Source organism: Subtercola frigoramans (assembly GCF_016907385.1).
In the GTDB taxonomy this organism is placed as follows: Bacteria; Actinomycetota; Actinomycetes; order Actinomycetales; family Microbacteriaceae; genus Subtercola; species Subtercola frigoramans.
Genome location: NZ_JAFBBU010000001.1, coordinates 3,165,261 through 3,189,692 on the forward strand (window position 1 = coordinate 3,165,261; position 24,432 = coordinate 3,189,692).

General features: G+C 65.7%; 22 protein-coding genes. 11 read left to right on the forward strand and 11 right to left on the reverse strand.

From position 1 onward, the window contains the following. The first annotated feature begins 40 nt into the window (after positions 1–40). From JOE66_RS14780 to JOE66_RS14790, 3 genes are read left to right on the forward strand one after another with little or no spacing between them, the layout of a single operon-like run. Positions 41–889, forward strand: coding sequence for a purine-nucleoside phosphorylase (locus JOE66_RS14780; RefSeq protein ID WP_205110667.1), 849 nt, complete (start codon positions 41–43; stop codon positions 887–889). Next, a complete protein-coding gene (locus JOE66_RS14785) occupies positions 886–2,706 on the forward strand; it encodes a phospho-sugar mutase (protein WP_205110669.1) in 1,821 nt (606 codons plus the stop codon). Before JOE66_RS14780 ends, JOE66_RS14785 begins: the two co-directional genes overlap by 4 nt. A gap of 31 nt (positions 2,707–2,737) precedes the next feature. Further along, entirely contained in the window at positions 2,738–3,556 is an 819-nt protein-coding gene (locus tag JOE66_RS14790; RefSeq protein ID WP_307827227.1) for an IclR family transcriptional regulator domain-containing protein, read from the forward strand. 60 nt (positions 3,557–3,616) lie between these two features. On the opposite strand, the gene JOE66_RS14795 is transcribed toward JOE66_RS14790, so the two are convergent. The 3 genes from JOE66_RS14795 to JOE66_RS14805 all read right to left on the reverse strand — a co-directional run bounded on the left by JOE66_RS14795 (position 3,617) and on the right by JOE66_RS14805 (position 5,556). Next, the gene (locus JOE66_RS14795) at positions 3,617–3,889 is read right to left on the reverse strand and encodes a PTS sugar transporter subunit IIB (RefSeq protein WP_205110671.1); all 273 of its coding nucleotides are present in this window, start codon (positions 3,887–3,889) and stop codon (positions 3,617–3,619) included. A gap of 76 nt (positions 3,890–3,965) precedes the next feature. Continuing rightward, a complete protein-coding gene (locus JOE66_RS14800) occupies positions 3,966–4,406 on the reverse strand; it encodes a PTS sugar transporter subunit IIA (protein ID WP_205110673.1) in 441 nt (146 codons plus the stop codon). A 28-nt stretch (positions 4,407–4,434) separates the two neighbouring features. Beyond that, positions 4,435–5,556 (reverse strand): adenosine deaminase, encoded by a 1,122-nt coding sequence (locus JOE66_RS14805; RefSeq protein WP_205110675.1) that lies wholly within the window; start codon positions 5,554–5,556, stop codon positions 4,435–4,437. A gap of 115 nt (positions 5,557–5,671) precedes the next feature. Here JOE66_RS14805 and uriH point away from each other — a divergent pair, with 115 nt between their 5' ends. Then, complete coding sequence (gene uriH, locus JOE66_RS14810) at positions 5,672–6,667, forward strand: uridine-preferring nucleoside hydrolase UriH (protein ID WP_205110677.1); 996 nt, start codon at positions 5,672–5,674, stop codon at positions 6,665–6,667. 214 nt (positions 6,668–6,881) lie between these two features. On the opposite strand, the gene JOE66_RS14815 is transcribed toward uriH, so the two are convergent. The 8 genes from JOE66_RS14815 to JOE66_RS14850 all read right to left on the reverse strand — a co-directional run bounded on the left by JOE66_RS14815 (position 6,882) and on the right by JOE66_RS14850 (position 16,993). Next, complete coding sequence (locus JOE66_RS14815) at positions 6,882–8,174, reverse strand: thymidine phosphorylase (RefSeq protein ID WP_205110678.1); 1,293 nt, start codon at positions 8,172–8,174, stop codon at positions 6,882–6,884. 102 nt (positions 8,175–8,276) lie between these two features. After that, positions 8,277–8,849 carry a cytidine deaminase gene (locus tag JOE66_RS14820; protein WP_307827228.1) on the reverse strand — a complete coding sequence of 191 codons (573 nt, stop codon included), beginning with the start codon at positions 8,847–8,849 and terminating at the stop codon, positions 8,277–8,279. A gap of 60 nt (positions 8,850–8,909) precedes the next feature. Next, on the reverse strand, positions 8,910–10,313 hold the full coding sequence (locus JOE66_RS14825) for an ABC transporter permease (protein ID WP_205110680.1): 1,404 nt from the start codon (positions 10,311–10,313) through the stop codon (positions 8,910–8,912). Further along, complete coding sequence (locus JOE66_RS14830; RefSeq protein WP_307827229.1) at positions 10,310–11,662, reverse strand: ABC transporter permease; 1,353 nt, start codon at positions 11,660–11,662, stop codon at positions 10,310–10,312. Before JOE66_RS14830 ends, JOE66_RS14825 begins: the two co-directional genes overlap by 4 nt. Beyond that, positions 11,659–13,200 carry an ABC transporter ATP-binding protein gene (locus tag JOE66_RS14835; RefSeq protein ID WP_205110682.1) on the reverse strand — a complete coding sequence of 514 codons (1,542 nt, stop codon included), beginning with the start codon at positions 13,198–13,200 and terminating at the stop codon, positions 11,659–11,661. Before JOE66_RS14835 ends, JOE66_RS14830 begins: the two co-directional genes overlap by 4 nt. Positions 13,201–13,381: 181 nt before the next feature. Then, positions 13,382–14,491, reverse strand: a complete 1,110-nt coding sequence (locus JOE66_RS14840; RefSeq protein WP_205110684.1) for a BMP family lipoprotein — start codon at positions 14,489–14,491, stop codon at positions 13,382–13,384. A 188-nt stretch (positions 14,492–14,679) separates the two neighbouring features. Further along, on the reverse strand, positions 14,680–15,744 hold the full coding sequence (locus JOE66_RS14845; RefSeq protein WP_205110686.1) for a BMP family lipoprotein: 1,065 nt from the start codon (positions 15,742–15,744) through the stop codon (positions 14,680–14,682). 127 nt (positions 15,745–15,871) lie between these two features. Beyond that, positions 15,872–16,993, reverse strand: coding sequence for a mannose-1-phosphate guanylyltransferase (locus JOE66_RS14850; RefSeq protein ID WP_205110688.1), 1,122 nt, complete (start codon positions 16,991–16,993; stop codon positions 15,872–15,874). A gap of 106 nt (positions 16,994–17,099) precedes the next feature. Between JOE66_RS14850 and JOE66_RS14855 the strand changes: the two genes are divergently transcribed. The 7 genes from JOE66_RS14855 to JOE66_RS14885 all read left to right on the forward strand — a co-directional run bounded on the left by JOE66_RS14855 (position 17,100) and on the right by JOE66_RS14885 (position 24,265). Next, positions 17,100–18,290 (forward strand): glycosyltransferase family 4 protein, encoded by a 1,191-nt coding sequence (locus JOE66_RS14855; protein ID WP_205110690.1) that lies wholly within the window; start codon positions 17,100–17,102, stop codon positions 18,288–18,290. A gap of 170 nt (positions 18,291–18,460) precedes the next feature. Continuing rightward, positions 18,461–18,886: a succinate dehydrogenase, cytochrome b556 subunit gene (gene sdhC, locus JOE66_RS14860; RefSeq protein WP_256438729.1), complete on the forward strand. Its 426-nt coding sequence runs from the start codon at positions 18,461–18,463 to the stop codon at positions 18,884–18,886. After that, positions 18,886–19,335 carry a succinate dehydrogenase hydrophobic membrane anchor subunit gene (locus JOE66_RS14865; protein WP_205110692.1) on the forward strand — a complete coding sequence of 150 codons (450 nt, stop codon included), beginning with the start codon at positions 18,886–18,888 and terminating at the stop codon, positions 19,333–19,335. The genes sdhC and JOE66_RS14865 overlap by 1 nt, the downstream gene beginning before the upstream one ends. A 79-nt stretch (positions 19,336–19,414) precedes the next feature. Next, positions 19,415–21,214, forward strand: coding sequence for a succinate dehydrogenase flavoprotein subunit (gene sdhA / locus JOE66_RS14870; protein WP_205110694.1), 1,800 nt, complete (start codon positions 19,415–19,417; stop codon positions 21,212–21,214). A 6-nt stretch (positions 21,215–21,220) separates the two neighbouring features. Next, complete coding sequence (locus JOE66_RS14875; RefSeq protein ID WP_205110696.1) at positions 21,221–21,979, forward strand: succinate dehydrogenase iron-sulfur subunit; 759 nt, start codon at positions 21,221–21,223, stop codon at positions 21,977–21,979. A gap of 207 nt (positions 21,980–22,186) precedes the next feature. Next, complete coding sequence (locus tag JOE66_RS14880) at positions 22,187–23,401, forward strand: YihY/virulence factor BrkB family protein (protein ID WP_205110698.1); 1,215 nt, start codon at positions 22,187–22,189, stop codon at positions 23,399–23,401. Between the two features lie 9 nt (positions 23,402–23,410). After that, positions 23,411–24,265 carry an exodeoxyribonuclease III gene (locus JOE66_RS14885; RefSeq protein ID WP_205110700.1) on the forward strand — a complete coding sequence of 285 codons (855 nt, stop codon included), beginning with the start codon at positions 23,411–23,413 and terminating at the stop codon, positions 24,263–24,265. Positions 24,266–24,432: the final 167 nt, after the last annotated feature.

A 24,432-nucleotide genomic window follows, 5' to 3' on the forward strand; every position in this document is an offset into this window, starting at 1 on the left:
TTCTCCCCGCAGCCGCAGCCGCGGGTTCTAAAGTAGGGGGATGTCATCTGAAGCATCACACATCGCAGCCGGTAACCCCCTCGACAATCCTGAGCTCAGCCCGTTCGAGATCGCCCGCGAGGCCGCCGGCCAGATCGCCGAGCGCACCGGTGTCGACCGGCACGACATCGCCCTGACGCTGGGCAGCGGGTGGTCGAAGGCCGCCGACCTGATCGGTGAGACCATCGCCACCATCCCCGCCACCGAGATCGTGGGGTTCGGCGCTCCCGCGGTCGTCGGGCACGTCGGCTCGATCCGGTCCGTTCGCCTGCCGAATGGCAAACACGCGCTCGTGATCGGTGCTCGCACGCACTACTACGAGGGCCACGGTGTGCGCCGCGTGGTGCACAGTGTGCGAACAGCGGCCGCGGCGGGCGCGTCGGTCATGATCCTGACCAACGGCGCGGGGGGCATCCGCGAGAGCTGGAGCCCGGGCACCCCTGTGCTCATCAGCGACCACATCAACCTCACTGCCGACTCTCCCCTCGAAGGCGCGACCTTCATCGACCTCACCGATCTGTACTCCCGGCGCCTGCGCGACCTGGCCCGGTCGGTGGATGATTCACTCGACGAGGGCGTCTACACGCAGTTCCGCGGGCCGCACTATGAGACCCCGGCCGAAGTGCAGATGGCGAAAGCAATCGGCGGGCACATCGTCGGCATGTCGACGGCCCTCGAGGCGATCGCGGCACGCGAGGCCGGTATGGAGGTGCTCGGAATGTCGCTCATCACGAACCTGGCGGCCGGAATCTCGCCGACGCCGCTCTCGCACGCCGAAGTCATCGAGGCGGGCCAGCAGGCCGAGACCGTGATCAGCGCACTCCTGGCGCGAATCGTGGCGGCACTGTGACTGAGGCCGCAGGGCGCGGCGCACCGGTTTCGCCCGACCCTGTCGTCCTCGAGCTCCTGGGCCGCGCCTCGGCGTGGCTCGCCCAGGATCCCGACGGGGAGACCAGGGCAGAACTGAGTGGGCTGATCGCCGAGGCGGCCGCCGGTGGCGAAACCTCGATCGCCGAGCTGCATGATCGCTTCGATACGCGACTCGCGTTCGGAACGGCAGGCCTCCGGGGAGCCATCGCCGCCGGTTCGAACCGAATGAACCGCGTGTTGGTGAGCCAGGCCGCCGCGGGTATTGCTGCCCACCTTCTCGAAAAGGCCGGCGACGGTGAGGTCCCGTCCGTCGTCATCGGTTACGACGGTCGCAAGAATTCTTGGGTCTTCGCAACCGACTCCGCTGAGATCTTCGCCGGTGCGGGCATACGGGCCGTGCTCATGCCGCGTATGCTGCCGACACCGCTCGTCGCCTTCGCTGTGCGCGAGCTCGGGCTGAGCGCGGGAGTGATGGTCACCGCTTCTCACAACCCACCGCTCGACAACGGCTACAAGGTCTACCTCGGCGGCGCTGATGAAGGGTCGCAGATCGTCTCGCCGTCCGACGAGGAGATCTCGGCTCACATCCTCCGCGTGGCCCGCGAGATGACCGTGCCGGAGCTTGCGCGCTCGAGCGAGTACGAGACCGCACCAGAATCCCTGATCGACGCCTATATCGCGAAGACGGCCGCCGTCGGATGGCTGCCCCCTTCGGAGATCGGTGCGCAGCCCCGCGTTGTGTACACCGCGATGCACGGAGTCGGCTGGCAGACGTTCGCCGCAGTGCTCGGGCGTGCGGGGTTCATCGAACCCGACGTCGTCGAGGCCCAGATCCACCCCGATCCTGTCTTTCCCACGGTCGCCTTCCCTAACCCGGAGGAGCCCGGAGCCCTCGATCTGGCCTATGCCACGGCCCGCACGGAGGGCGCGCACCTCATCATCGCGAATGACCCCGATGCCGACAGGCTGGGTATCGCCATCCCCGATGCTGGCAACGCCGAGGGCTACCGTCGCCTCACCGGCAACGAAGTCGGCGCACTGCTCGGCTGGCGCGCCGCAGAACTCTACACAGCGAGCGCGTCTGGAGTCGCGGCTGGAGACGCTGCTGGAGACGCTGCTGCCGTCGAACTTGCTGGGCCGCCGACTGCCGCCACCGAAGTGGCGGCCCCGGCCACCCTCGCCTGCTCCGTCGTCTCCTCCCCCGCCCTGGCCGCCGTTGCAGCCGCCTACGGGCTCCGGTTCCGTGAAACGCTCACCGGCTTCAAGTGGGTCTCTCGAGTGCCCGGCCTGATCTTCGGTTACGAAGAGGCACTCGGGTACCTGGTGAATCCCGAGACCGTTCGCGACAAAGACGGCATCTCTGCTGCCGTGGCGTTCCTGTCGCTCGCCAGCGACCTCGCCGTCGACGGCTTCACCATCGCCGACCAGCTCGACAACTTCAGCGAGAGGTTCGGGCACTTCGGTTCTGCCCAGGTCTCGTTGAGGGTGACCGAGCTGAGTCGAATCGGGGCACTCATGCAGCACTTGCGCACCACACCACCGAACGAGATCGGTGGCATTGCCGTCGCAAGCATCGAAGATCTCTCCCACGGTTCTGCCGAGCTGCCGCCGAGTGACATCCTGCGGATCCGCACCATCGACGGATCGCGCATCATGGTCCGACCGAGCGGCACAGAGCCGAAACTGAAGGTGTACATCGACGTCTCGAGCGACTCGGGCACACTGCAGGAGCGAAAGGCCTCGGTCGCCGCCCGGCTCGCAGCGCTCGAAACCGGAATGCGCGAGCTGGTGTCGTGACTGCGCAGCTTCGAACAGAGCGCCGTTCGCTGTGAGTGAGCCACGCGTGAATCTGGCCGCAGACACCGAGCTGCCGGGGCCCAGCAGCGGGTTTGTGCAGTCTCTCGCGCGGGGGCTGTCGGTCATCCGGGTCTTCGACGGCGACAACCCCGTACTCACGCTGAGCGACATCGCGCGTGGCACCGGCCTCAGCCGAGCGACCAGCCGTCGGTTCCTGATGACGCTCATCGAGCTCGGCTACGTTCGCAGCGACGGCAAGACCTTCGCCCTCACAGCCAAGGTCCTGGAGCTCGGCTTCAGCTACCTGTCGGGGCTCACCCTGCCCGAGATCGCGCAACCGCATCTCGAAGATCTCTCGCACGCGATCGGCCAGTCGACGTCGGCGGCGATCCTCGACGGTTCAGACATCGTCTACATCGTGCGTGTGCGAACCCACCGGATCATGTCGGTGGGCATCAACCTCGGAACCCGTCTGCCCGCGTACGCCACATCGATGGGCCGCGTGCTGCTGGCCGGGCTGTCAGAAGCCGAGCTCTCGGACTACCTCCACGAGGTGAAACTGCAGGCCCTCACGGAGCGCACGGTCGTCTCTGAGAGCGCGCTGATCGCCGAACTCGACCACGTTCGCGAGCAGGGCTGGGTGGTGGTCGACCAGGAGCTCGAACAGGGGCTCCGCTCGATCGCTGCTCCGATCCGGGATGCTGCGGGCACCGTTGTCGCGGCCGTCAACGTGTCGACGGCCGCATCGTCTGGCACGAGCGACTCCGTCCGCGAGGCATACCTGGCACCTCTGCTCGCCACGGCGGCGAGGATCGAGTCAGACCTCGCGACGTCGCTGCGAACGCACTGACGCACTCCCAGCACCCACGCACCCTCAGTACCGGCGAACCCCGGGCGCTGGCGCACAGCGTCAGCCGAGTGCCGCCTCGAGCTTCGCCGTCAGCTCGTCGACGTCGAAGTAGTTCTGCACCACGATGACGTCGGCGTTGGTCTTGCCAATCGCCTCGACGAACTCCGGCGAGGTGAGAATCACCTGCGCGTCGGCGGCTGCAGTGGCAACGCTGGCCAGATCGCTCGCCGTGACCTCGGCCTCGAGATCGAGCCGCGCGAGGGCGCGTTCGGCGTTCACCTTGAGAATGCCGGAGGTGCCGATGCCCGCGCCACAGATGGCGACGATCTTCACAATGAGCTCCATCTCGTAGAGGCGAACACGACTTCACGTCGAACGCGACCGTGTTCGATGTACCTCGCAGAAAAGCCTAGCGCTGCGGGTCCAACAGTTGCTGAACGTCGGCCGCCGAGCGAGCGCCAGCCAGCCGTGGGATGACGCTTTCATCGTTGAAGACGTTGGCCAGTTCGGCGATGCCCGTCACGTGCTCGTCGACCGACTGGACCGCGAGGCCCAGCACCACGCTGACGGGGTCGTTGTGCGCATGCCCGAAGACCACCGGGTTCGCGAGCGTCACCACAGCCAGCCCTTCCGCCAGAACGTCGGGGCCAGGCCTGGCGTGCGCCAGAGCGAGGCCCGGCGCAATCACGATGTACGCGCCGAACTCCTCGACCATGGCGACCATGCGCGGGCCGTACTCGCCGGTGGTCGCACCTGAAGCCTCGAGCGCCGAGCCTGCGAGCAGCACAGCAGCGCGCCAGTCGGCAGCTTGCTGGCCGAGGAGTATCGCCGATTCAGGAAGGGGGAGCATCCGGTGCCCGTCGCAGTTCTCGGTGGCTCTAGGCTTCGTAGAAACCCTCGGAGATGACGTCAGCCAACTCCTCGCGGTCCTCGAGCGGAAGGAATGTTGCAGCAACGGCATTCAGTTGGAAGGTTTCGAGGTCGTCGAGGTCATAGCCGAAGGCGTCTGACAGTAGGGCGAGCTCACGGCTGATCGTCGTATTGCTCATCAGTCTGTTGTCGGGGTTCACGGTCACCCTGAAGCCCAGCTGGTACAGCAGGTCGAATGGATGATCGCCCAGCTCGTCGCCCCAGGCCGAAATCGCCCCCGTCTGCAGGTTCGACGACGGCGAGAGCTCCAGCGCGATCTCGCGGTCTTTGACCCATTGCGACAACGGGCCGAGGGTGACGTAGGTGCTCTCGTCGTCCTGCCGCTCCACGGTGATGTCTTCGGCGAGCCTCACGCCGTGGCCGAGTCGCAGCGCCCGGCCATCGAAGAGCGCACTCCGTATGCTCGGCAGACCGTCGGCCTCGCCCGCATGAACGGTGACCGGAAAGTAGTGGGCGGCGAGGTAGTCGAACGCGTCACGGTGGTTCGAGGCGGGGAATCCGAGCTCAGCACCCGCGATGTCGAAACCGACGACTCCCCGTTCCCGGTGGCGAACGGCCAGCTGGGCCACCTCGAGCGAGCGGTCGGCGTGGCGCATCGCCGTCAGCAGCTGCCCTACGCGAATTCCGCGTCCTGCCGCGAGCGCGTCGTCGACCCCTGCGTCGATGCCCGCCTGAACGGCCTCGACGACCTCGTCGAGGCTGAGGCCGGCCGCCAGGTGCTGCTCCGGCGCCCAGCGCACTTCTCCGTAGACGACCCCGTCTGCGGCCAGGTCGCTGACGAACTCGCGTGCAACTCGGCTGAGACTCTCCGGTGTCTGCATGACGGCCGTCGTGATCTCGAAGGTCTGGAGGTAGGAGACGAGCGAGCCCGAGTCGGCACTGTTCTCGAACCAGTCACCCAGGCCATCGGTACCGGCGGCGGGCAGAGCGAGCCCGATCGCGTCGGCCAGCTCGATGATCGTCTCCGCACGCAGCGCGCCGTCGAGGTGGTCGTGCAGGGAGATCTTGGGAAGAGCGTTGATCTGGATGTCGCTCCCCGCGAGAAAGTATTCTTCGTCCCGTGCAGACATCGGTTCTCTCCTCCTGTGGAGCGAGGCCGGGCGCCCCACCGCAACCAGCGTCGACCGTCAAGGGTCTCGCGGTTGCCCTTCACAATCTATCGGACCGCCGAGCGCATACGCTGGGATGATCATCCAGAACCTGTCTCGCAACCCGAAAGGTGCCACCACAACCGTGCCTCGAAAGATCATTCTCGACTGCGACCCCGGGCACGACGACGCCATTGCGATGCTGCTCGCGCACGGCAACCCCGACATCGAACTCGTGGCGGTGACCACCGTGGTGGGCAACCAGACGCTCGAGAAGGTCACTCGGAACGCGCTGTCGGTGGCCCGCGTCGCCGGAATCACCGGTGTGCCCTTCGCCGCGGGGGCCAGCAGGCCTCTGGTACGGAGCATCGAGATCGCCGACGCCATTCACGGCGACTCGGGGCTCGACGGCCCGGTGCTGCCGGAGCCCGAGATCGAGCTCGACCCCCGGCACGCCATCGACCTCATCATCGACACGATCATGGAGGCCGAACCGGGCGAGATCACGCTGGTGCCCACGGGCGGCCTGACGAACATCGCGATGGCCGTGCGCAAGGAACCGCGAATCGCGGCGAGGGTGCGCGAAGTCGTGCTGATGGGCGGGGCGTGGGGCGGCGGCAACTGGAGTGCCACGAGCGAGTTCAACATCATCATCGACCCCGAGGCCGCGCACATCGTGTTCAACGAGGAGTGGCCGCTCACGATGGTCGGGCTCGACGTCACGCACCAGGCACTGGCAACGCCCGAGGTCGCTGCCACGATCGAGGCGATCGGAACAGGCCCGGCACGCTTCGTGGGCGAGCTTCTCGAGTTCTTCGGCGAGACCTACCGCGACCACCAGGGGTTCGACTCACCGCCGGTTCACGACCCCTGCGCCGTCGCCTACGTCATCGACCCCACCGTGATGACGGTGCGCAAGGCCCCGCTCGACGTCGAACTCACCGGCACGCTCACGCTCGGGATGACCGTGGCAGACTTTCGCGCACCGGCCCCGGCCGACTGCACCACCCAGGTCGCAGTGAGCCTCGACCACGCGCGTTTCTGGGCGCTCGTGGTCGACGCCCTGGAGCGTATCGGCGCGGTGGAGCTGTAGGCGTCGCGACCCTCCCCACGCACAGCAGGTTTCGATACGCGCCGACGGCGCTACTCAACCAGCGACCGTGACCGCCGGTTGAGTAGCCCGGCGAAGCCAGGCGTATCGAAACCCCCACCGACACGGCCGGCTGAGGCATGGTTTCGTCGGAGAATCCGCACACGCATGACACGTACGGCGCCGCTCCCCCAAAATCTCCGACGGATCGGCGGCGCTACGAGATGCGCTCCGCCACCAGCGGCCCGCGCGAAACATACTCCGACGCGTCCCCGATCGCGTAGGCACCCTCCAACGCCTCCAGCGCCCGCGCGAACCGGCTCGGTTCGTCGGCACTCAGCGTGAACAACGGCTGGCCCGCCACGACGGCGTCGCCCGCCTTGGCGTGCAGGTCGATTCCGGCGGCGTGCTGAACAGGGTCCGATGCCCGTGCACGACCAGCCCCGAGCCGCCAGGCCGCGATACCGAACGGCAACGCGAGCTGCTCGAGCAGAACCCCCGATCGTTCGGCGTGGACGACGTGGGTCTCGCGCGCCACGGGGAGCGCAGCATCCGGGTCGCCGCCCTGTGCCCGAATGACTTTTCGCCAGGTGTCCATGGCCTGCCCGGAGGCGAGCGCACCCTCGACGTCGGCGTCAGGGATGCCCGCCAGGGTGAGCATCTCGCGCGCGAGGGCGATCGTCAGTTCGACGACGTCGGCTGGCCCACCGCCCGCGAGCACCTCGATGGATTCGCGCACCTCGTTGGCGTTGCCGATCGCCAGCCCGAGAGGCCGGTGCATGTCGGTGAGCAGGGCCGATGTACGCACGCCGGCGTCGTTGCCCAGGTCGACCATGGTCTGCGCGAGCTCCCGCGATTTCGCGATGTCCTGCATGAACGCGCCAGAACCGAATTTCACGTCGAGCACGAGTGCCTGGGTTCCTTCGGCGATCTTCTTGCTCATGATCGACGAGGCGATCAGCGGAATCGCCTCGACGGTACCCGTGATGTCGCGCAGCGCGTAGAGCTTCTTGTCTGCCGGCGCGAGCCCGCTGCCGGCAGCGCAGATGACCCCGCCGACGTCACGCAGTTGCGCGAACATCTCCTCGTTCGTGAGCGAGGCACGCCAGCCCGGGATGCTCTCGAGCTTGTCGAGAGTGCCGCCGGTGTGACCCAGCCCCCGCCCCGACAGCTGCGGCACGGCAACGCCGAACGACGCGACGAGCGGCATCAGCGGGAGCGTGATCTTGTCGCCCACGCCACCGGTGGAGTGCTTGTCGACGGTTGTCTTACCGAGCGCGTCGAAGTTCATCGTCTCGCCGCTCGCGATCATGGCGAGCGTGAGGTCGCGGATCTCGGGTCGACCCATGCCGTTCAGCAGAATGGCCATCGCCATGGCTGCCATCTGTGAATCTTCGACGTACCCGCGGGTGTAGGCGTCGATCATCCAGTCGATCTGCGACGTGGTGAGGGTGCCGTGGTCGCGCTTCGTGCGGATCAGGTCGATGATGTCGTGCGCTTCGCTGCTCATGCACTCTGCTCTCTGTCTTCAGTGTCGACCTGCTACGGGTCGACTTTCCCGAATGCGCAACAATTCCGCGGATTCCTTGCACCTTCGGGCAACTCGATGGGGTTATTCGGCGTAGGCCTCGAGGGTGCGGGGGCCGAACGCGTCGGGAAGCACGTCGTCGATGGTGCGGATTCCGGAAACGGTCTCGAGCAGCATGCCCTCTGCGGAGTGCTCGTAGAGGAGCTGCCGACAGCGTCCGCACGGCATGAGCGCACTGCCCTTGCCGTCAACGCAGGTGAACGCCACCAGCCTGCCGCCGCCGGTCATGTGCAGTGACGACACCAGCGCGCACTCGGCACAGAGGGTCAGACCGTAGGAGGCATTCTCGACGTTGCAGCCGGAGATGACACGCCCGTCGTCCACGATCGCAGCAACTCCGACAGGGAAGTTCGAGTACGGCACGTAGGCGTGCGTCATCGCTTCGAGCGCGACGGCCCTCAGGGCATCCCAGTCGATGTCAGGCATGTGGTGCTCGCTTTCTCGAGGTTCAGATGAATTCGGCCGGGCACGAAACCGCGGCGATGAGGTCTCGTGATGCAGGCGATCACCTGGCTGCACGAACCGACTCCCGTGACCCGGCCACGTCAGTGCGGGTGCGATCCACGGCAGGAATCGACGGGGAAGCGTGGGTGGCACCGGGAGTCACAGTGCACTCGGGAACGCGAGCCGACGCGCGACGGGATCTTCGCGCGGGGATCATGACTTGATGTACGGCCGCCCCGACGCTGCGGGGCCCCGCGATCTGCCCACCAGCCCCGCGACAGCGAAGATGGTCAGCACGTACGGGAGCATGAGCATGAACTCGCTCGGCACGGGTGAGCCGATGATGCCCAGCGCGTTCTGCAGGTTCGTCGCGAACCCGAAGAGCAGCGCTGCCAGCGTCGCCCTGATCGGATCCCACTGCCCGAAGATCACCGCCGCCAGCGCGATATAACCGGCACCGGCCGTCATCTCCTTGTTGAAGGCACCGACCGAGCCGAGCGTGAAGTATGCCCCACCCAGTCCGGTGATCCCGCCGGCGAGGAGCACGTTCCAGAACCTCGTCGAGTTCACGTTGATGCCCACGGTGTCGGCGGCCTGTGGATGCTCGCCCACCGCCCGCACCCGAAGCCCCCACTTCGTGTGGAACAACGCGAAGTACACGGCCACAACCGCGATGTACATGAGGTACACGATGATCGTCTGGCGGAACAGCGTGGGGCCGATGATCGGGATCTCGCTCAGGAGCGGAATGTTGATGCGGTCGAATCGCGGCGGCGAGTTGAGCAGCTCGGCATTCTTCGACAACACCTGCGAGTAGAGGAAGTTCGTCAGCCCCACCACGAGCACGTTGAGCACGACACCGACGATGACCTGGTCGACCAGGTACTTGATGGCGAATGCCGCGAGCACGAACGCGACGAGCGCGCCGGCGACCGCAGCAACAGCGAGCCCGAGCAGGGGCTGGTGCGTGATCGACGCGACGACAGCGGAGACGAAGGCACCAGCGAGCAGCTGGCCTTCGATGGCCACATTGACCACCCCGACACGCTCGGAGATGACCCCGCCCAGGGCGCCGAAGATGAGCGGAACCGACAGCGACACCGTGCCCACCAGCAGACCGGGTACCTGCACGGGCAGTGACGCCCCAGCAGCGACCCAGGCGAGGAACGCGAACAGGAAGACCACACCGAGAATGCTGGTCAGCCAGAGAGGGACGTGCCTGTCAGCGCGGACCCGCAGGTAGGCGACCACGGTGATGCCAGCCAGGATGAGGGTCGCCATGATCCCCGTGACGCGGGCATTGACGACGACGTTGGGCAACTGGATGAGGTCGTCACTGCCCGAGAGCGTGAAGGTGGAGTTGCCGTCGCTCCCGAGGATGACGAAGAGCACCAGGGCGATCGCGGTGAAGATCGCGAATCCGATTGGCGCCTTCCACGACTTGACGACAGTCTTCTCGAGCCCCCGGGTCGAATCCGGGTGTTCATGCTGGGTCGCCGTCGAGACGAGACCAGGCTCGATGACTCCGGTGCTCACGCTGGGAACACCGAGCCCCGAGGGGTCTCCTGACGCCCCGCTGCCAGTGCCGCCCCCGGTGGTCAAACGCGAATCACTCATTTCGCCACCGCCGTGTTCGCCGTCTGGGCCTGTTTCGAGGATTTCGCAGGGGGCTTGGTCGTCGGCTTCTTCGACACTCCCGGTGTCGGCAGCCGGAACACCGCCCTCACCAGAGGAGGCGCCGCGATGAACAGCACGATCAGCGACTGCACGACGAGCACGATGTCGACCGGGATGCCTTCGCCGGCCTGCATGGCGAAACCGCCGGCCTTGAATGCACCGAAGAGAATCCCGGCGACGAAGATGCCCCACGGCTTCGAGCGCCCCAGCAGGGCCACGGTGATCGCGTCGAAGCCGATACCGGCGTCGATGCCCGAGCTGAAGCCCGAGGTCACGGTACCGAGCACCTGGGCGACCCCGGCGAGGCCGACCAGCCCACCGGAGAGCAGCATGACGTAGATGTACGTGCGCTTGACGTTGATGCCGGCTACCCGGGCGGCGTTCGGGTTGATTCCCACGGCCCGAAAACGGAACCCGAGACTCGAGCGAGACAGCAGCCACCACACGAACACCGTGGCGGCGATGGAGACCAGCAGCCCGGCGTGCAGGTTGTAACTCGAACCGAGCAGGTCGGGGTAGATGGCGGTCGGGAGCATCGGCGGGGTCTTGGGGTTGTTCGACCCCGGCGCCTGCAGTGCACCGGGAGTGCGTAGCAGGAAGAGCAGGAGGTACACCGCGATGTAGTTCATCATGATCGTCACGATGACCTCGTGCGCGCCCGTTCGCGCCTTGAGCAACCCGACGATGCCGCCCCACACGGCCCCGCCGATGACACCGGCGACAATCGCGAGAGCCAAGTGGATACCGTATGGCAGCGGGAACGAGAAACCGACCCAGCCGGCGCAGGCCGCGGCGATGATCATCTGCCCCTGGCCACCGATGTTGAACATTCCGGCCCGGAAGGCGAGACCGACACCGAGGCCGGCCGCGATGAGCGGAGTCGCAAAGGTGAGCGTGTCGGTGAGCGGCTTGATGCCCTTGGCGAACCCGGCTGCACCGAAGTTGTAGACCGACCCCTGGAACAGCGCGCCGTAGGCACCGGAGACTGCCGTCCAGACGGCGGAGAAGGTGTCACCCGGCCGGGAGAAGTAGTACCCAGAGGCAGCCTGCACGTTCTCGTCGGTCAACGCGATCAGGATGCCACCGGCGACGAGGGCGAGAACCACGGCGAGAATCGAGATGACGACGCTGCCACCCATAATGTCGCGCAGGATCTGGTTCGACTTCGGCGCAGGAGGTACGGCACCCGATGTTGCGCCCGAACCGCCGGCCGCGCCGCCCGCAGCACCTGACGTGCCCGATGCGCCTGACGACCCTGACCCAGCAGAGGCGATCGTGGTGTCGCTCACAGGAGTGCTCCTTCGACGGTGTTTGTCGTGGTGATGACGTCGGGCACTTCACCGGTCATCATGAGGCCGAGTACGTCACGCGAAGTGTTGCCGGGCACAATACCGACGATGCTGCCGCGGTACATCACCGCGATGCGGTCGGCAAGCGCCGTCACCTCGTCGAGCTCGGTCGAGACCACGATCACGGGCACCCCCGAATCCCGTGTCGCGACGATCCGTTTGTGCACGAATTCGATCGAGCCGACGTCGATACCGCGGGTCGGCTGGGCAGCGACAAACAACCGCAGGTCACGGCTCAGTTCCCTGGCGAGCACGACCTTCTGCTGGTTACCGCCAGAGAGCCGACCCACCGGGGTCTGGATGCCCTGCGAACGTACATCGAATTCGCTGGCCTTCTCCTCGGCGAACCCCTGCAGGAAACCCAGCTGCAGGCTGCCCCGCTTGACGAACGGCTTCGAATCGCTGCGGTCGAGCATCAGGTTCTCTGCGATCGTGAACTCCCCGACGAGCCCGTCTTCGTTGCGGTCTTCGGGGACGAACCCCACCCCGGCGTTCAGTACTTTGCGCACCGACAGACCCACCAGCGACCGCCCGTCGAGCGTCACAGAACCCAGAACACGCTCCTGCAGCCCCATGATCGCCTCGGTGAGTTCGGTCTGCCCATTGCCCTGCACCCCCGCGATCGCCAGGATCTCACCTCGGTGCACCTCGAAACTGACCGAGTTCACGACGAGCTGGCCCACCGCATCGACCACGGACAGGTCTTTCACGACGAGGGCCGCTTCGCCCGGCTTTGCGACCTCCTTGTGCACGGTGAGCTCGACAGCGCGGCCCACCATCATGGAGGCCAGTTCGGCGTTCGTCGCGGTGGGCTCTGCCTCGCCCACGACCCTGCCCAACCGGATGATCGTGATGCGGTCAGCGATCTCACGCACTTCGCGCAGCTTGTGGGTGATGAACACGATCGAAGTACCAGCGTCTCGCAACTGGCCCATGATGAGCATCAGCTCGTCGGTCTCCTGGGGAGTGAGCACAGCCGTGGGTTCGTCGAACACGAGCACCTTCGCCTCGCGCGAGAGCGCCTTGATGATCTCGACACGCTGCTGTACCCCGACGGGCAGGTCGTCGACCAGGGCGTCGGGATCGACATCGAACCCGAACCGGGCGCTGATCTCGCGCACGCGGGCCCGGGCCGCGGCGAGGTCGAGCCGACCGAGGCCCTTCGTCTGCTCGTGGCCGAGCATGACGTTCTCGGCGACCGTGAACACGGGGATGAGCATGAAGTGCTGGTGCACCATTCCGATGCCGGCGTTCATCGCGTCGCCCGGGCCTGCGAAATGCTGCACCTCGTCGTCGAGGAGGATCTCGCCTCCGTCGGCCTGGTACAGGCCGTACAGCACATTCATGAGGGTGGATTTGCCGGCGCCGTTCTCACCGAGAAGCGCATGGATCTCACCCGGTTGCACAACCAGGTCGATGTGGTCATTCGCTACGAGTGAGCCGAAACGTTTGGTGATGCCGCGGAGTTCGAGCTTCATGGATTCAATCTACACAGGGGCTGTTGATCGGTGATGGTTCTGCACAGCGGGCTTGACGCAGACACGCGCTGTGGAGGAGTAGAGGGGTAAGCAGAAGACAGAGTTAACAGGTGTGGGGAGCCAGATGTTCACCTGGCTCCCCACACCCTCGCATCCGCGGCCCAGCAGGGCCGGGCGGGTGCTACTTGCTGAGGTAGGACTTCACCGGGATCGTGCCCGAGATGATCCCGGCCTTGATCGTGTCGAGCTCGCTCTGGAGAGCCGGGTCGACCTTGCTGGCGAAGTTGTGGAACGGCGCAATGCCGACGCCGTCGTTCTTCAGGTTGCCGATGTACGGCGTGACGTCGAACGTGCTCGCCGTGGCGGCCTGGTTGACGACGTCACCGGTGGCCTGTTTGATGCCCTTGAGCACCGAGGTGAGGTACAGGTCGGCGTAGGTCGGGAAGGTGTTGAACACGTCGGCGTCAGCACCCAGAAGCGCGACATCCTTCTTGGAGTCGGTGATCGCGGCACCGGCACTCTGGAAGATGGGGCCACCGACGGGAAGCAGAACGTCTGCACCCTGGTCGATGAAGTTCTGGGCCGTGGTCTTGGCGGTGTCGTTCGCCTCGAAGCCACCGGTGAAGGTGGCAGCGTCGGGGTTGGCCGGGTCATAGCCCAGAACAGCGACCGACTTGCCCTTCTGGCTGTTGAAGTAGCTGACACCCTGCGCGAAGCCGTCCATGAAGATCGTGACGGTCGGGAAGTTCATGCCACCGTACGTCGCGACCTTGCCGGCCTTGCTGTAACTCGCCGAAGCGTAGCCTGCGAGGAAGGCGGCCTGCGCCGTGTCGAACAGGATCGGCTTGATGTTCGGAGCATCGGTCTTTCCGTTGAAGTCGTTGTCGGCGGCGTCATCGATGATGGCGAAATCGACGGTCGGGTTCGCCAGCGCCGCGGTCACCGTTGCGGCAGACAGCGCGAAGCCGACGGTCACGATCAGGGTGCAGTTCTGGGAGACGAGGCTGTCGATGTTCGGCGCGTAGTCGGTCTCTGCGTTCGACTGCACGGTGATCGGCTTGACACCGAGCGCGGCCGCCGCCTCGGTGAGGCCTTCGTAGCCCAGCTGGTTGAACGACTTGTCGTCGAACCCGCCGAGGTCGGAGACCATGCAGGGCTTGAACCCGGCAATCGCGCTGGCGGTCGGGGTGCTGGTCGAGGTGGCCGGTGCCGAAGCGCACCCCGCGAGAAGTGCCACGCTGGCGATCGTTGCCAGGCCGCCGAGGGCGATGCGACGTTTGGTCATGCTCAAGATGTCCTCCAAAAGGCTGGCCCGCCGCCGTGAGGGCAGGCACTGTGAAGACTCACGTTACCGAATGTGACGCCACGACTTGCATCCCCGACAGCTATTGCCGCGCAAGCGTTACAAAGACGGGATGGCTCCGTAATCTCGATGAAATGTCTACGACGAAATCGTGCGTAAGGCGCACGATTCAAGCGCTATTTCGGCTGGCTGGGCGACGAAACGACGAGGGATCCCGCCACGATGTCTGCCCGCAGCCCGTCGAGTTCGGTCGACAACTCCGCCGGAACGCTGCTGGCCAAGTCGTGGAACGGCGCAATGTCGACGCCGCCGTTGGCCAGCGTTCCGATGTACGGAGAACTCTCGAATGTGCCCTTCGAGTCGTCGGTGACGATCTTCTCGACCGCATCCCCCGTCTTCTTCATCACACTTGTGAGCAGAATCGGCTTGTACTCGGCCGACAACGTTTCGTACCCATCGTTGTCGACCCAGATGAGCCTGGTGCGACCCGATTCGAGCGCGGCAGCGGCAGCACCCTCGCCCACCTGCCCCGCGACAGGCAGAATCACATCGGCGCCCTGGTCGATGAAGGCCTGGGTGACGGTCTTGCCCTTGTTGACGTCTTCGAAGTCACCCGTGAACACGCCGTCCTGTGCCGCCTTGTCCCAGCCGAGCGCCTGCACCGATGTGCCGTGCACGGCGTTGTACTTCGCCACCCCGTCCACGAAGCCGTCCATGAACAGCGTCACGGGCGGCTGGTTTCCGCCCCCGAAGGTCGCGACCTTACCGGTCTGCGTCACCCCGGCCGCCAGGTACCCCGCCAGGAACGAGGCCTGCGCGGTGTCGAACAGAATCGACTTGACGTTCGGCGCCGTGATCTGGTCGTCCACAATGGCGAAATGCGTGTCAGGATGCCCGGCCGCCTGTTCGGTCGTCGCCGCTGTCAGCTCGTAGCCCACCGTCAGAACGAATTGGCAACCACTGCCCACCGCCTGCTCCACGTTGGGTGCCAGGTCGGTCTCGTTCGTCGAGACCAGCACCTCGGCCGAGATACCGGCATTCTTCTCGGCGGCCTGGAGCCCGGCCCAGCTCGACTGGTTGAACGAACGGTCGTCGATTCCACCCGAGTTGGTCACCATGCGGGCGCAGTAGGCGCTTGCAGACGAAGTCGCTGGTGCAGGTGCCGGCGAGCATCCGGCAAGCACCAGGGCGGCCGCAGCCACGATCGACAACAGGCTGACGGTTCTCAGGCGGCTCTTCATACCTTCAACGGTAGTCGACGTGGGGGTTTCGATACGCGGGCGACGTCGTCACCCGCCTACTCAACCAGCGCTCAGCGCCCGCCGCGCCGGTTGAGTAGCGCGAAGCGCGTATCGAAACCCCCACGCCTCAGAGAACGTCGCCAGAACCCGAGAGGCGCAGCGCGTCGACGACGGCCTTCACCCGCTGGGCGTGGGCGCTCGTGGTCACGAGCAGGGCATCCGGGGTGTCGACCACGACGATGTCTTCGACACCGATCAGGCTGATCACCCGGTTGCTGTGCGAGACGACGACGCCGCTCGACGAGTCCGAGAGCACGCGGGCGTTCTTGCCGAGGATGGCGAGTTCCGACTTGCGGCCGCCGGAGTGCAGCTTCGCGATCGAGGCGAAGTCCCCCACGTCGTCCCAGGTGAAGTTGCCGGGAACGACAGCGAGCTTGCCCTCGAGCGCCGACGGCTCGGCGACCGTGTAGTCGATGGCGATCTTCTCGAGCTCGGGCCAGACCTGATCGACGACGGCACCGCGACGAGGGGTGTCCCAGGCCTCGGCGAGCTTCAGGATGCCCTCCAGCAGTTCTGGCCGTGAGTGGCCGATCTGCTCGAGCAGCGTGTCGGCGCGGGCGATGAACATGCCCGCGTTCCAGAGGTACGAACCGCTCTTGACGTACTTCTTGGCAGTGGCGAGGTCGGGCTTCTCGACGAAGCTGTCGACGATCTTCGCGTCGGGTGCGCCCTCGACGACCAGCGGCTTCGTGGCGTGGATGTACCCGAACCCGATCGACGGCTCGGTCGGCGTGATGCCGATGGTGGTGATGTAGCCCGCATCAGCGGTCACCAGCGCCTGCTTGACGACCTCACGAAAACGCTCCGGCTGGCTGATCACGTGGTCGGCCGCGAACGAGCCGATGATCACGCCGGGCTCCCGCCGCTCGAGGATGGCCGCAGCCAGCCCGATGGCCGCCGTCGATTCACGCGGCTCGCTCTCGAGCACCACGTTCGCATCGGCGAGACCGGGAAGCTGCTTCTCGACTGCGGCACGGTGCGCCCGCCCGGTGACGACCATGATGCGGTGCTCGCCAGAGAGGGGCACCAGCCTGTCCCAGGTGTCGCGCAGCAGGCTCTGCCCCGACCCGCTCAGGTCGTGCAGGAACTTCGGCGCGTCGGCCCGCGACAGCGGCCACAACCGGGAGCCGATGCCCCCCGCAGGAATCACACTGTAGAAACGGTCGAGCAAGTCGTCAGATGCAGCCATACGCCCCACCTTACTCAAAACGCATTACGGCAAAGGATGCCCGATGTTAACGTGCGGTCAAGCCTCGCGCCATACCCAGTCAAGGTGTGGGGCGAAAACTTGCAGCATGCGGGTTGCGATCGTCACCGAAAGTTTTCTGCCCACCGTCAACGGAGTCACGAACAGCGTCTGCAAGGTGCTCGACTACCTGCGCGCGCACGGCCACGACGCCATCGTCATCTGCCCCGCCGCCCACGCGCCCTCGCAGTACGCCGGCTTCCCGGTCTATCAGGTACCTGCGATCGCCTACCGCGAGTTCCCGGTGGGCATGCCGAGCCTGCAGGTGCAGCGCATTCTTGCCAATTTCACCCCCGACGTGGTGCACGCAGCCTCTCCCTTCTTATTGGGCGCGCAGGCGATCGCCGCGGCGAATCGGCTCCGGGTGCCTTCGGTGGCGATCTTCCAGACCGACGTCGCCGGGTACGCCCAGCGCAACCACCTCGGGCCCGCCACGAAACTGGCCTGGCGTTTCGTCAAGTGGATCCACGATGGTGCGAGCCTCACGCTCGTTCCGTCGACGGCGTCGATGGATGATCTGCAGAGCCTCGGCGTGAAACGACTCGAGCGCTGGGCACGCGGCGTCGACCTGCAGGCGTTCCACCCGAACAATCGCCTGCGCCCCGATGCCGCGGCCCTCCGCGAGCGCCTCAGCCCCGAGGGCGAGATCGTGGTGGGCTACGTCGGCCGCATCGCGCCGGAGAAACAACTCGAGCGCCTCGTGCAACTTGCGCCGCTGGCGAAGCCTCGCCACGAGAACGCCGACGGGCGCAGGGGGCTGCCGGGCATCCGGATCGTCATCGTGGGCGACGGCCCTGCGCGTGGCCAGATCGAGACGCTCACCAGAGGCATGCCGGTCACGTTCCTCGGACGACTCCAGGGTGCGGAGCTCTCTGCCGCGTATGCGAGCTTCGACATCTTCGTGCACACAGGTACTGAGGAGACGTTCGGCCAGACCCTGCAGGAGGCCCACGCCGCGGGGTTACCGGTGGTTGCGCCCCGAGCCGGCGGACCGATCGACCTCGTCGACGACGGCAGGACCGGGTACCTCTTCGACCCCGAGAGTGCACACGAACTCCGCGACCTCGTCGAAGATCTGCTGGTCAGCCCGCTTCTTCGTCGGCGCATGGGCGAGGCGGGCAGGCGTGCTGTGCTCGGCCGCACCTGGGAACGCGTCTGCGACGAACTGATGGGGCATTACAAATCGGTTGTCGACGTGCCTACACTGGGCACAGCCGGTGCGCATCGGGCACGGTTGTAGCGATAAATCTGCCTCTATTTTGTTAGGTATGCCTTACATGACATTTCACGATGCGAACACTATGCTGAAGAAGATTTCGCCGAAATAAGCGCGCTGGGCCCGTTTGCTGGGCCTGTTTGAACACAGTGCACCAGCCTCGGTGAACCATCCCGAACCAAAGGGGGTTGCTCGTGCCCAATGAAGAGGCAAGCACGCTCACCGTTGCCCGCAGCTCGTCGAAACGACCTGCAGGAACGCTGTACCGCGGCAATACCGGAATGTGGTCGTGGGTTCTGCACCGCATCACCGGTGTGGCCATCTACTTCTTTCTCCTCGTACACGTGCTCGACACGGCGATGATCCGCGTGAGCCCCGAGGCGTACGACTCGGTGATGAGCACGTACAAGAACCCGTTGATGGGTCTCGGTGAGACCGCGCTGGTCATCGCGATCATGTTCCATGCGTTCAACGGCATCCGGATCATCCTGATCGACTTCTGGAGCAAGGGCGCGAAATACCAGCGCGTCATGTTCTGGATCGTCATCGCTCTCTGGGTGATCGGCACCGCCGGGTTCGCCCCCATCCACCTCCACAACGTCTTCACGGAAGGCCAGTGATGTCAGCGATCATCCAGTCACCACGAAGCCCGCAGACCCGCAGCCGCAAGGGCGGCGTCAACTGGGAGAAGTGGGGCTGGCTCTACATGCGGGCCTCCGGCGTGCTGCTCCTCATCCTGATCTTCGGGCACCTCTTCGTGAACCTGGTACTCGGCGAGGGCATCAAGGGAATCGACTTCGCCTTCGTCGCGGGTAAGTACGCGAGCCCGTTCTGGCAGGTCTGGGACGTCGTCATGCTGTGGCTGGCCATGATCCACGGTTCCAACGGCATGCGCACGATCGTGAACGACTACGCGAACAACCGCACGGTGCGCCGCATTCTGCTCGCGGCGATCTTCGTCGCCTGCGTGGTGCTCATCGTTCTCGGCACGCTCGTCGTCTTCACCTTCGACCCGTGCAGCACGCTCATCCCCGCCGACCAGGCGCTCTCGTTCTGCCCGGTCCCGTAACCCCCGGCCCACGTAACCCCCCTCTCCGGATTCAAGCTCCTCCCGGTTTTCAGCTCCCCGATTCTCAGAAGGCACAGCAGTGACTGAATATGCAGACGGCGCCGTCGTAGACGGCGTGACCTACCACCAGCACGACGTCATCATCGTCGGCGCCGGTGGTGCCGGGATGCGCGCGGCGATCGAAGCCGGCCCCAAGGCCAACACCGCGGTGATCTCCAAGCTCTACCCCACCCGCTCACACACCGGCGCGGCGCAGGGTGGCATGGCAGCAGCGCTCGCGAACGTCGAGGAAGACAACTGGGAGTGGCACACCTTCGACACTGTCAAGGGAGGTGACTACCTCGTCGACCAGGATGCCGCAGAGATCCTGGCGCGCGAAGCCATCGACGCGGTCATCGACCTCGAGAACATGGGCCTGCCGTTCAACCGCACGCCTGAGGGCAAGATCGACCAGCGCCGCTTCGGCGGCCACACCCGCGACCACGGCAAGGCGCCCGTTCGCCGGGCCTGTTACGCCGCCGACCGCACCGGCCACATGATCCTGCAGACCCTGTACCAGAACTGCGTCAAGCACGGCATCAACTTCTTCAACGAGTACTACGTGCTCGACCTCGTCATGGTCGAGGTCGACGGAGTCAAGCGACCAGCGGGCGTCGTGGCCTACGAGCTCGCGACCGGCGACCTGCACGTCTTCCAGGGCAAGTCGGTCGTCTTCGCCACCGGCGGTTTCGGAAAGATCTTCAAGACGACCTCGAACGCGCATACCCTCACCGGTGACGGCGTCGGCATCATCTGGCGCAAGGGTCTTCCGCTGGAAGACATGGAGTTCTACCAGTTCCACCCGACGGGACTTGCGGGGCTGGGCATCCTGCTCTCTGAGGCCGCCCGCGGTGAAGGCGCCATTCTCCGCAACAGCGAGGGCGAGCGCTTCATGGAACGCTACGCACCCACCATCAAGGACCTGGCCCCGCGTGACATCGTCGCGCGCTGCATGGCGACCGAGATCCGCGAAGGTCGCGGCGGCGGCCCGAACAAGGACTGGGTCTACCTCGACATCACCCACCTCGAACCGGCCGTGATCGACGCGAAACTTCCCGACATCACCGAGTTCGCGCGCACCTACCTCGGCGTCGAGCCGTACACCGAGCCGGTGCCCGTGCTGCCGACCGCGCACTACGCGATGGGCGGCATCCCCACCAACGTCAAGGCGGAGGTGTTGAGCGACAACGACACCATCGTGCCCGGGCTCTACGCGGCCGGAGAGTGCGCCTGCGTCTCGGTGCACGGCTCGAACCGCCTCGGCACGAACTCGCTTCTCGACATCAACGTCTTCGGCAAGCGCGCCGGCAACAACGCGGTCGAGTACGCGCTCACCGCTGACTTCATCGAGCTGCCCGACGACCCGGCGAAGCCGATCCGCGAGCTCGTGGAGATGCTCCGTACCACCCAGGGCACCGAGCGCATGAGCGACCTGCGTAAAGAGCTCCAGGTGTCGATGGACCGCAACGCCCAGGTGTTCCGCACCGAGGAGTCGCTGACCGAGGTCACGCACGTGATCGAGGGGCTGCGCGAGCGGTACAAGAACGTCATGGTCCAAGACAAGGGCAAGCGGTTCAACACCGACCTTCTCGAAGCGATCGAACTCGGCTTCCTGCTCGACCTGGCCGAAGTGACCGTGTACTCCGCGCTCTACCGCAAGGAGAGCCGCGGCGGCCATTTCCGCGAGGACTACCCGAACCGCGACGACGAGAACTACATGGTGCACACCATGGCGTACCTCACAGGTGACGCGCACTCCGCCGATGCAGGCGACCACATCAAACTGGAAACCAAGCCGGTAGTGGTCACTCGCTACCAGCCCATGGAGAGGAAGTACTAGATCCCTATGGCAACATCGACGCTTGATTCCCCGGCACCCGCTGCCGAAGCCCCCATCCCCACCTTCACCGTCACCATGATGGTGCGCCGGTTCAACCCCGAGGTCGACGAAGAGCCGCGCTGGGAGGACTTCGACGTCGAGCTCTACCCGACAGACCGTGTGCTGGATGCCCTGCACAAGATCAAGTGGGAGCAAGACGGCTCGCTCACCTTCCGCCGCTCCTGCGCACACGGGGTCTGCGGCTCCGATGCGATGCGCATCAACGGCCGCAACCGCCTCGCCTGCAAGACCCTCATGAAGGACCTCGACATCACGAAGCCCGTGTACGTCGAGGCCATCAAGGGCCTGCCGCTGGAGAAGGACCTCGTCGTCGACATGGAGCCGTTCTTCGCGTCGTACCGCGAGGTGCAGCCGTTCCTGTTCGCCAACTCGAAGCCGGAGAAGGAGCGCCTGCAGTCGGCCGCCGACCGTGCACGCTTCGACGACACCACCAAGTGCATCCTGTGCGCCGCGTGCACCTCGTCGTGCCCCGTCTTCTGGACCGACGGGCAGTACTTCGGCCCGGCCGCGATCGTCAACGCGCACCGCTTCATCTTCGACTCGCGCGATGAGGCTTCGAGCGTTCGCCTCGACATCCTGAACGACAAGGAGGGCGTGTGGCGCTGCCGCACCACCTTCAACTGCACCGACGCGTGCCCCCGTGGCATCCAGGTCACCCAGGCCATCGCCGAGGTCAAGCAGGCCATCATGTTCGGCAAGCGTTAGCCCGCTGCATCGCCGGTTGGGTAGCGGCATCGCCGCGTATCGAAGCCCCCGCGCCTGACACCGGGTTTCGATACGCCGCTCCGCGGCTACTCAACCACCGGTGAACCCGCACGCGTATCACTGCGCGCCCCATAGACAAGAGTCGCTCTCAGCGCAAGGCGCGGGGAGCGACTCTTCTTTGTGCGCGCCGCAATCTAGGCTGGGCGTGTGAGCACATCAGACGCCACCCGGGGTGCCAAGCGCGCCAAAGATCCGAAACCGAGTGAGGTTGTCGAGAAGGCAACCGCTGCCGCCGACGACGGTGCGGCGAAAACGACCGGGATCGCTGCGCTGATCGCGTGGGTGATGAAGCTCAAGATCGTGAGGGTCTTCCAGAACTACGGGGCGAACGGCGGACCGCTGCTGGCCGCCGGAATGAGCTACCAGGCCGTGTTCGCGATCTTCGCGGCCCTGGCGGCGACGTTCTCGATCTTCGGATTGGCCCTGGCGGCGAACCCGCAGCTGCAGGATGCGATCATCGCCCAGCTCAACACGAGCGTGCCCGGCCTGATCGGCCCAGACGGGGCCATCAAGCCGGATGCCTTGACGAGCGCCACACCCGCACTCGGCTGGACCGGGATCATCGCTGTCGCAGGCCTCATCTTCACGGCTGTCGGCTTTCTCGGATCCACCCGCAGCGCAATCCGCCTGATCTTCAATCTGCCTGGCCCCAAGACGAACCCGGTGCTGCTGAAGCTCAAGGATTTCGGCCTCGCCCTCGCCTTCGCGGTGCTGCTCCTCATCTCCGCCGGCATGTCGATCCTCTCGGTGTCTGCGATCGGATTCGTTTTCGATCTCTTCGGCTGGGACCAGAAATCGATCGCCGGCGAGATTCTCGCCCGCGTCGTAGGACTCCTGGTGGTGTTCGTCTTCGACACCGTGGTCGTCGCCGGAATCTATCGTGTGCTTTCAGGAGTGCCGATTCCCTGGCAGCAGCTTATTCCCGGATCGGCATTCGCAGCCGCAGTCATGGGCGTGCTGAAGATTCTGGGCTCGTCTCTGCTCGGCGGTGCGACTTCCAACCCGCTCCTGGCCTCTTTCGCCGTGATCATCGGTATTCTCATCTGGTTCAACCTGATCTGCCAGGTGCTGCTGGTCTTCGCGTCATGGATCGAGGTCAGTATGAACGATGCGCACATCGACCCGCGGATGCTCACTCCCGAGCAGCTCGAAGCGCAGGCTCTCCAGGCCGAGGCCGACGCGCACCGACAAGTTCTCACTGCCCAGCGCGCCACGGCGGCTGCTGAACTCGAGGATGCGCGGGGGCTCCGCCGCTCTCGCCTCCGGCGCACAGTCAAACGACTCGATGTCGAATTGGAGGCTGAGAGCGAGGCCCCGGCAATCGACCCAGCAAGCGCGCAGGGTGTCGGGGGCTCTCGGTAGGCTTGGTGCATGAGTTCTGGTTCCACACGCCTGCGCGTCGCCTCGATCAACACCAATGGCGTGCGCGCCGCCTACCGCAAAGGCATGGGGGCGTGGCTGGATGCCCGGGGCGTCGACATTCTCGCGATCCAGGAGGTTCGTGCGGCCACCGAAGACCTCGAGGGGCTGCTCGGGCCTGAGTGGAGCATCCTGCACGATGCCGCGACGGCGAAGGGCCGGGCAGGGGTGGCGCTGGCGTCGCGCAGTAAGGCGAGCATCCACCGCGTGAGCATCGGCGATGAGGAGTTCGACAGCGCCGGGCGCTGGCTCGAGGCCGACTACGAGGTCAACGGACAGATCGTGACGGTCGTGAGTGCCTACGTGCACTCGGGCGAGGCCGATACGCCGAAACAGGTCGAGAAGTACAAGTTCCTCGACGGCATGACCGCGCGGCTGCCCGAACTGGCGGCGCACAGCGAGCTTGTGGTGGTTGTGGGTGACCTAAACGTCGGGCACAAGACCCTCGACATCAAGAACTGGAAGGGCAACGTCAAGCGTGCCGGGTTCCTGACCAAGGAGCGCGCCTACTTCGACCGGTTCTTCGGCGAGGCGGGCACCGTGGTCGAGGGCGTCGATGGCAGCAAGGGCCCCGGGCTCGGCTGGGTCGACATCGGCCGGAGGTTTGCCGGCGAGGTCGACGGGCCGTACACGTGGTGGTCGCAGCGTGGTCACGCCTTCGACACCGACACGGGCTGGCGACTCGACTACCAGATGGCGACACCGGCACTGGCCGAACGAGCCGTGAGCTACGAGGTCGACCGCGCAGCCTCGCACGCCGAGCGATGGTCGGATCACACCCCCGTCGTCGTCGACTACCAGATCTGATTACATTTGTGCGCCGCCGCCTCTGCGGCGCACGCTAGCCAGAGGCTTCGCGCGCCGCTCGCGGCGGGTGGAGAGGCCGGTGGGAACGGCGCACTGCCGGGAGAGCTTTGCGAAACTGACGTTGATGGCCCACAGGCCGTGGAAAGCAACGTACACGCCGCCGCTTT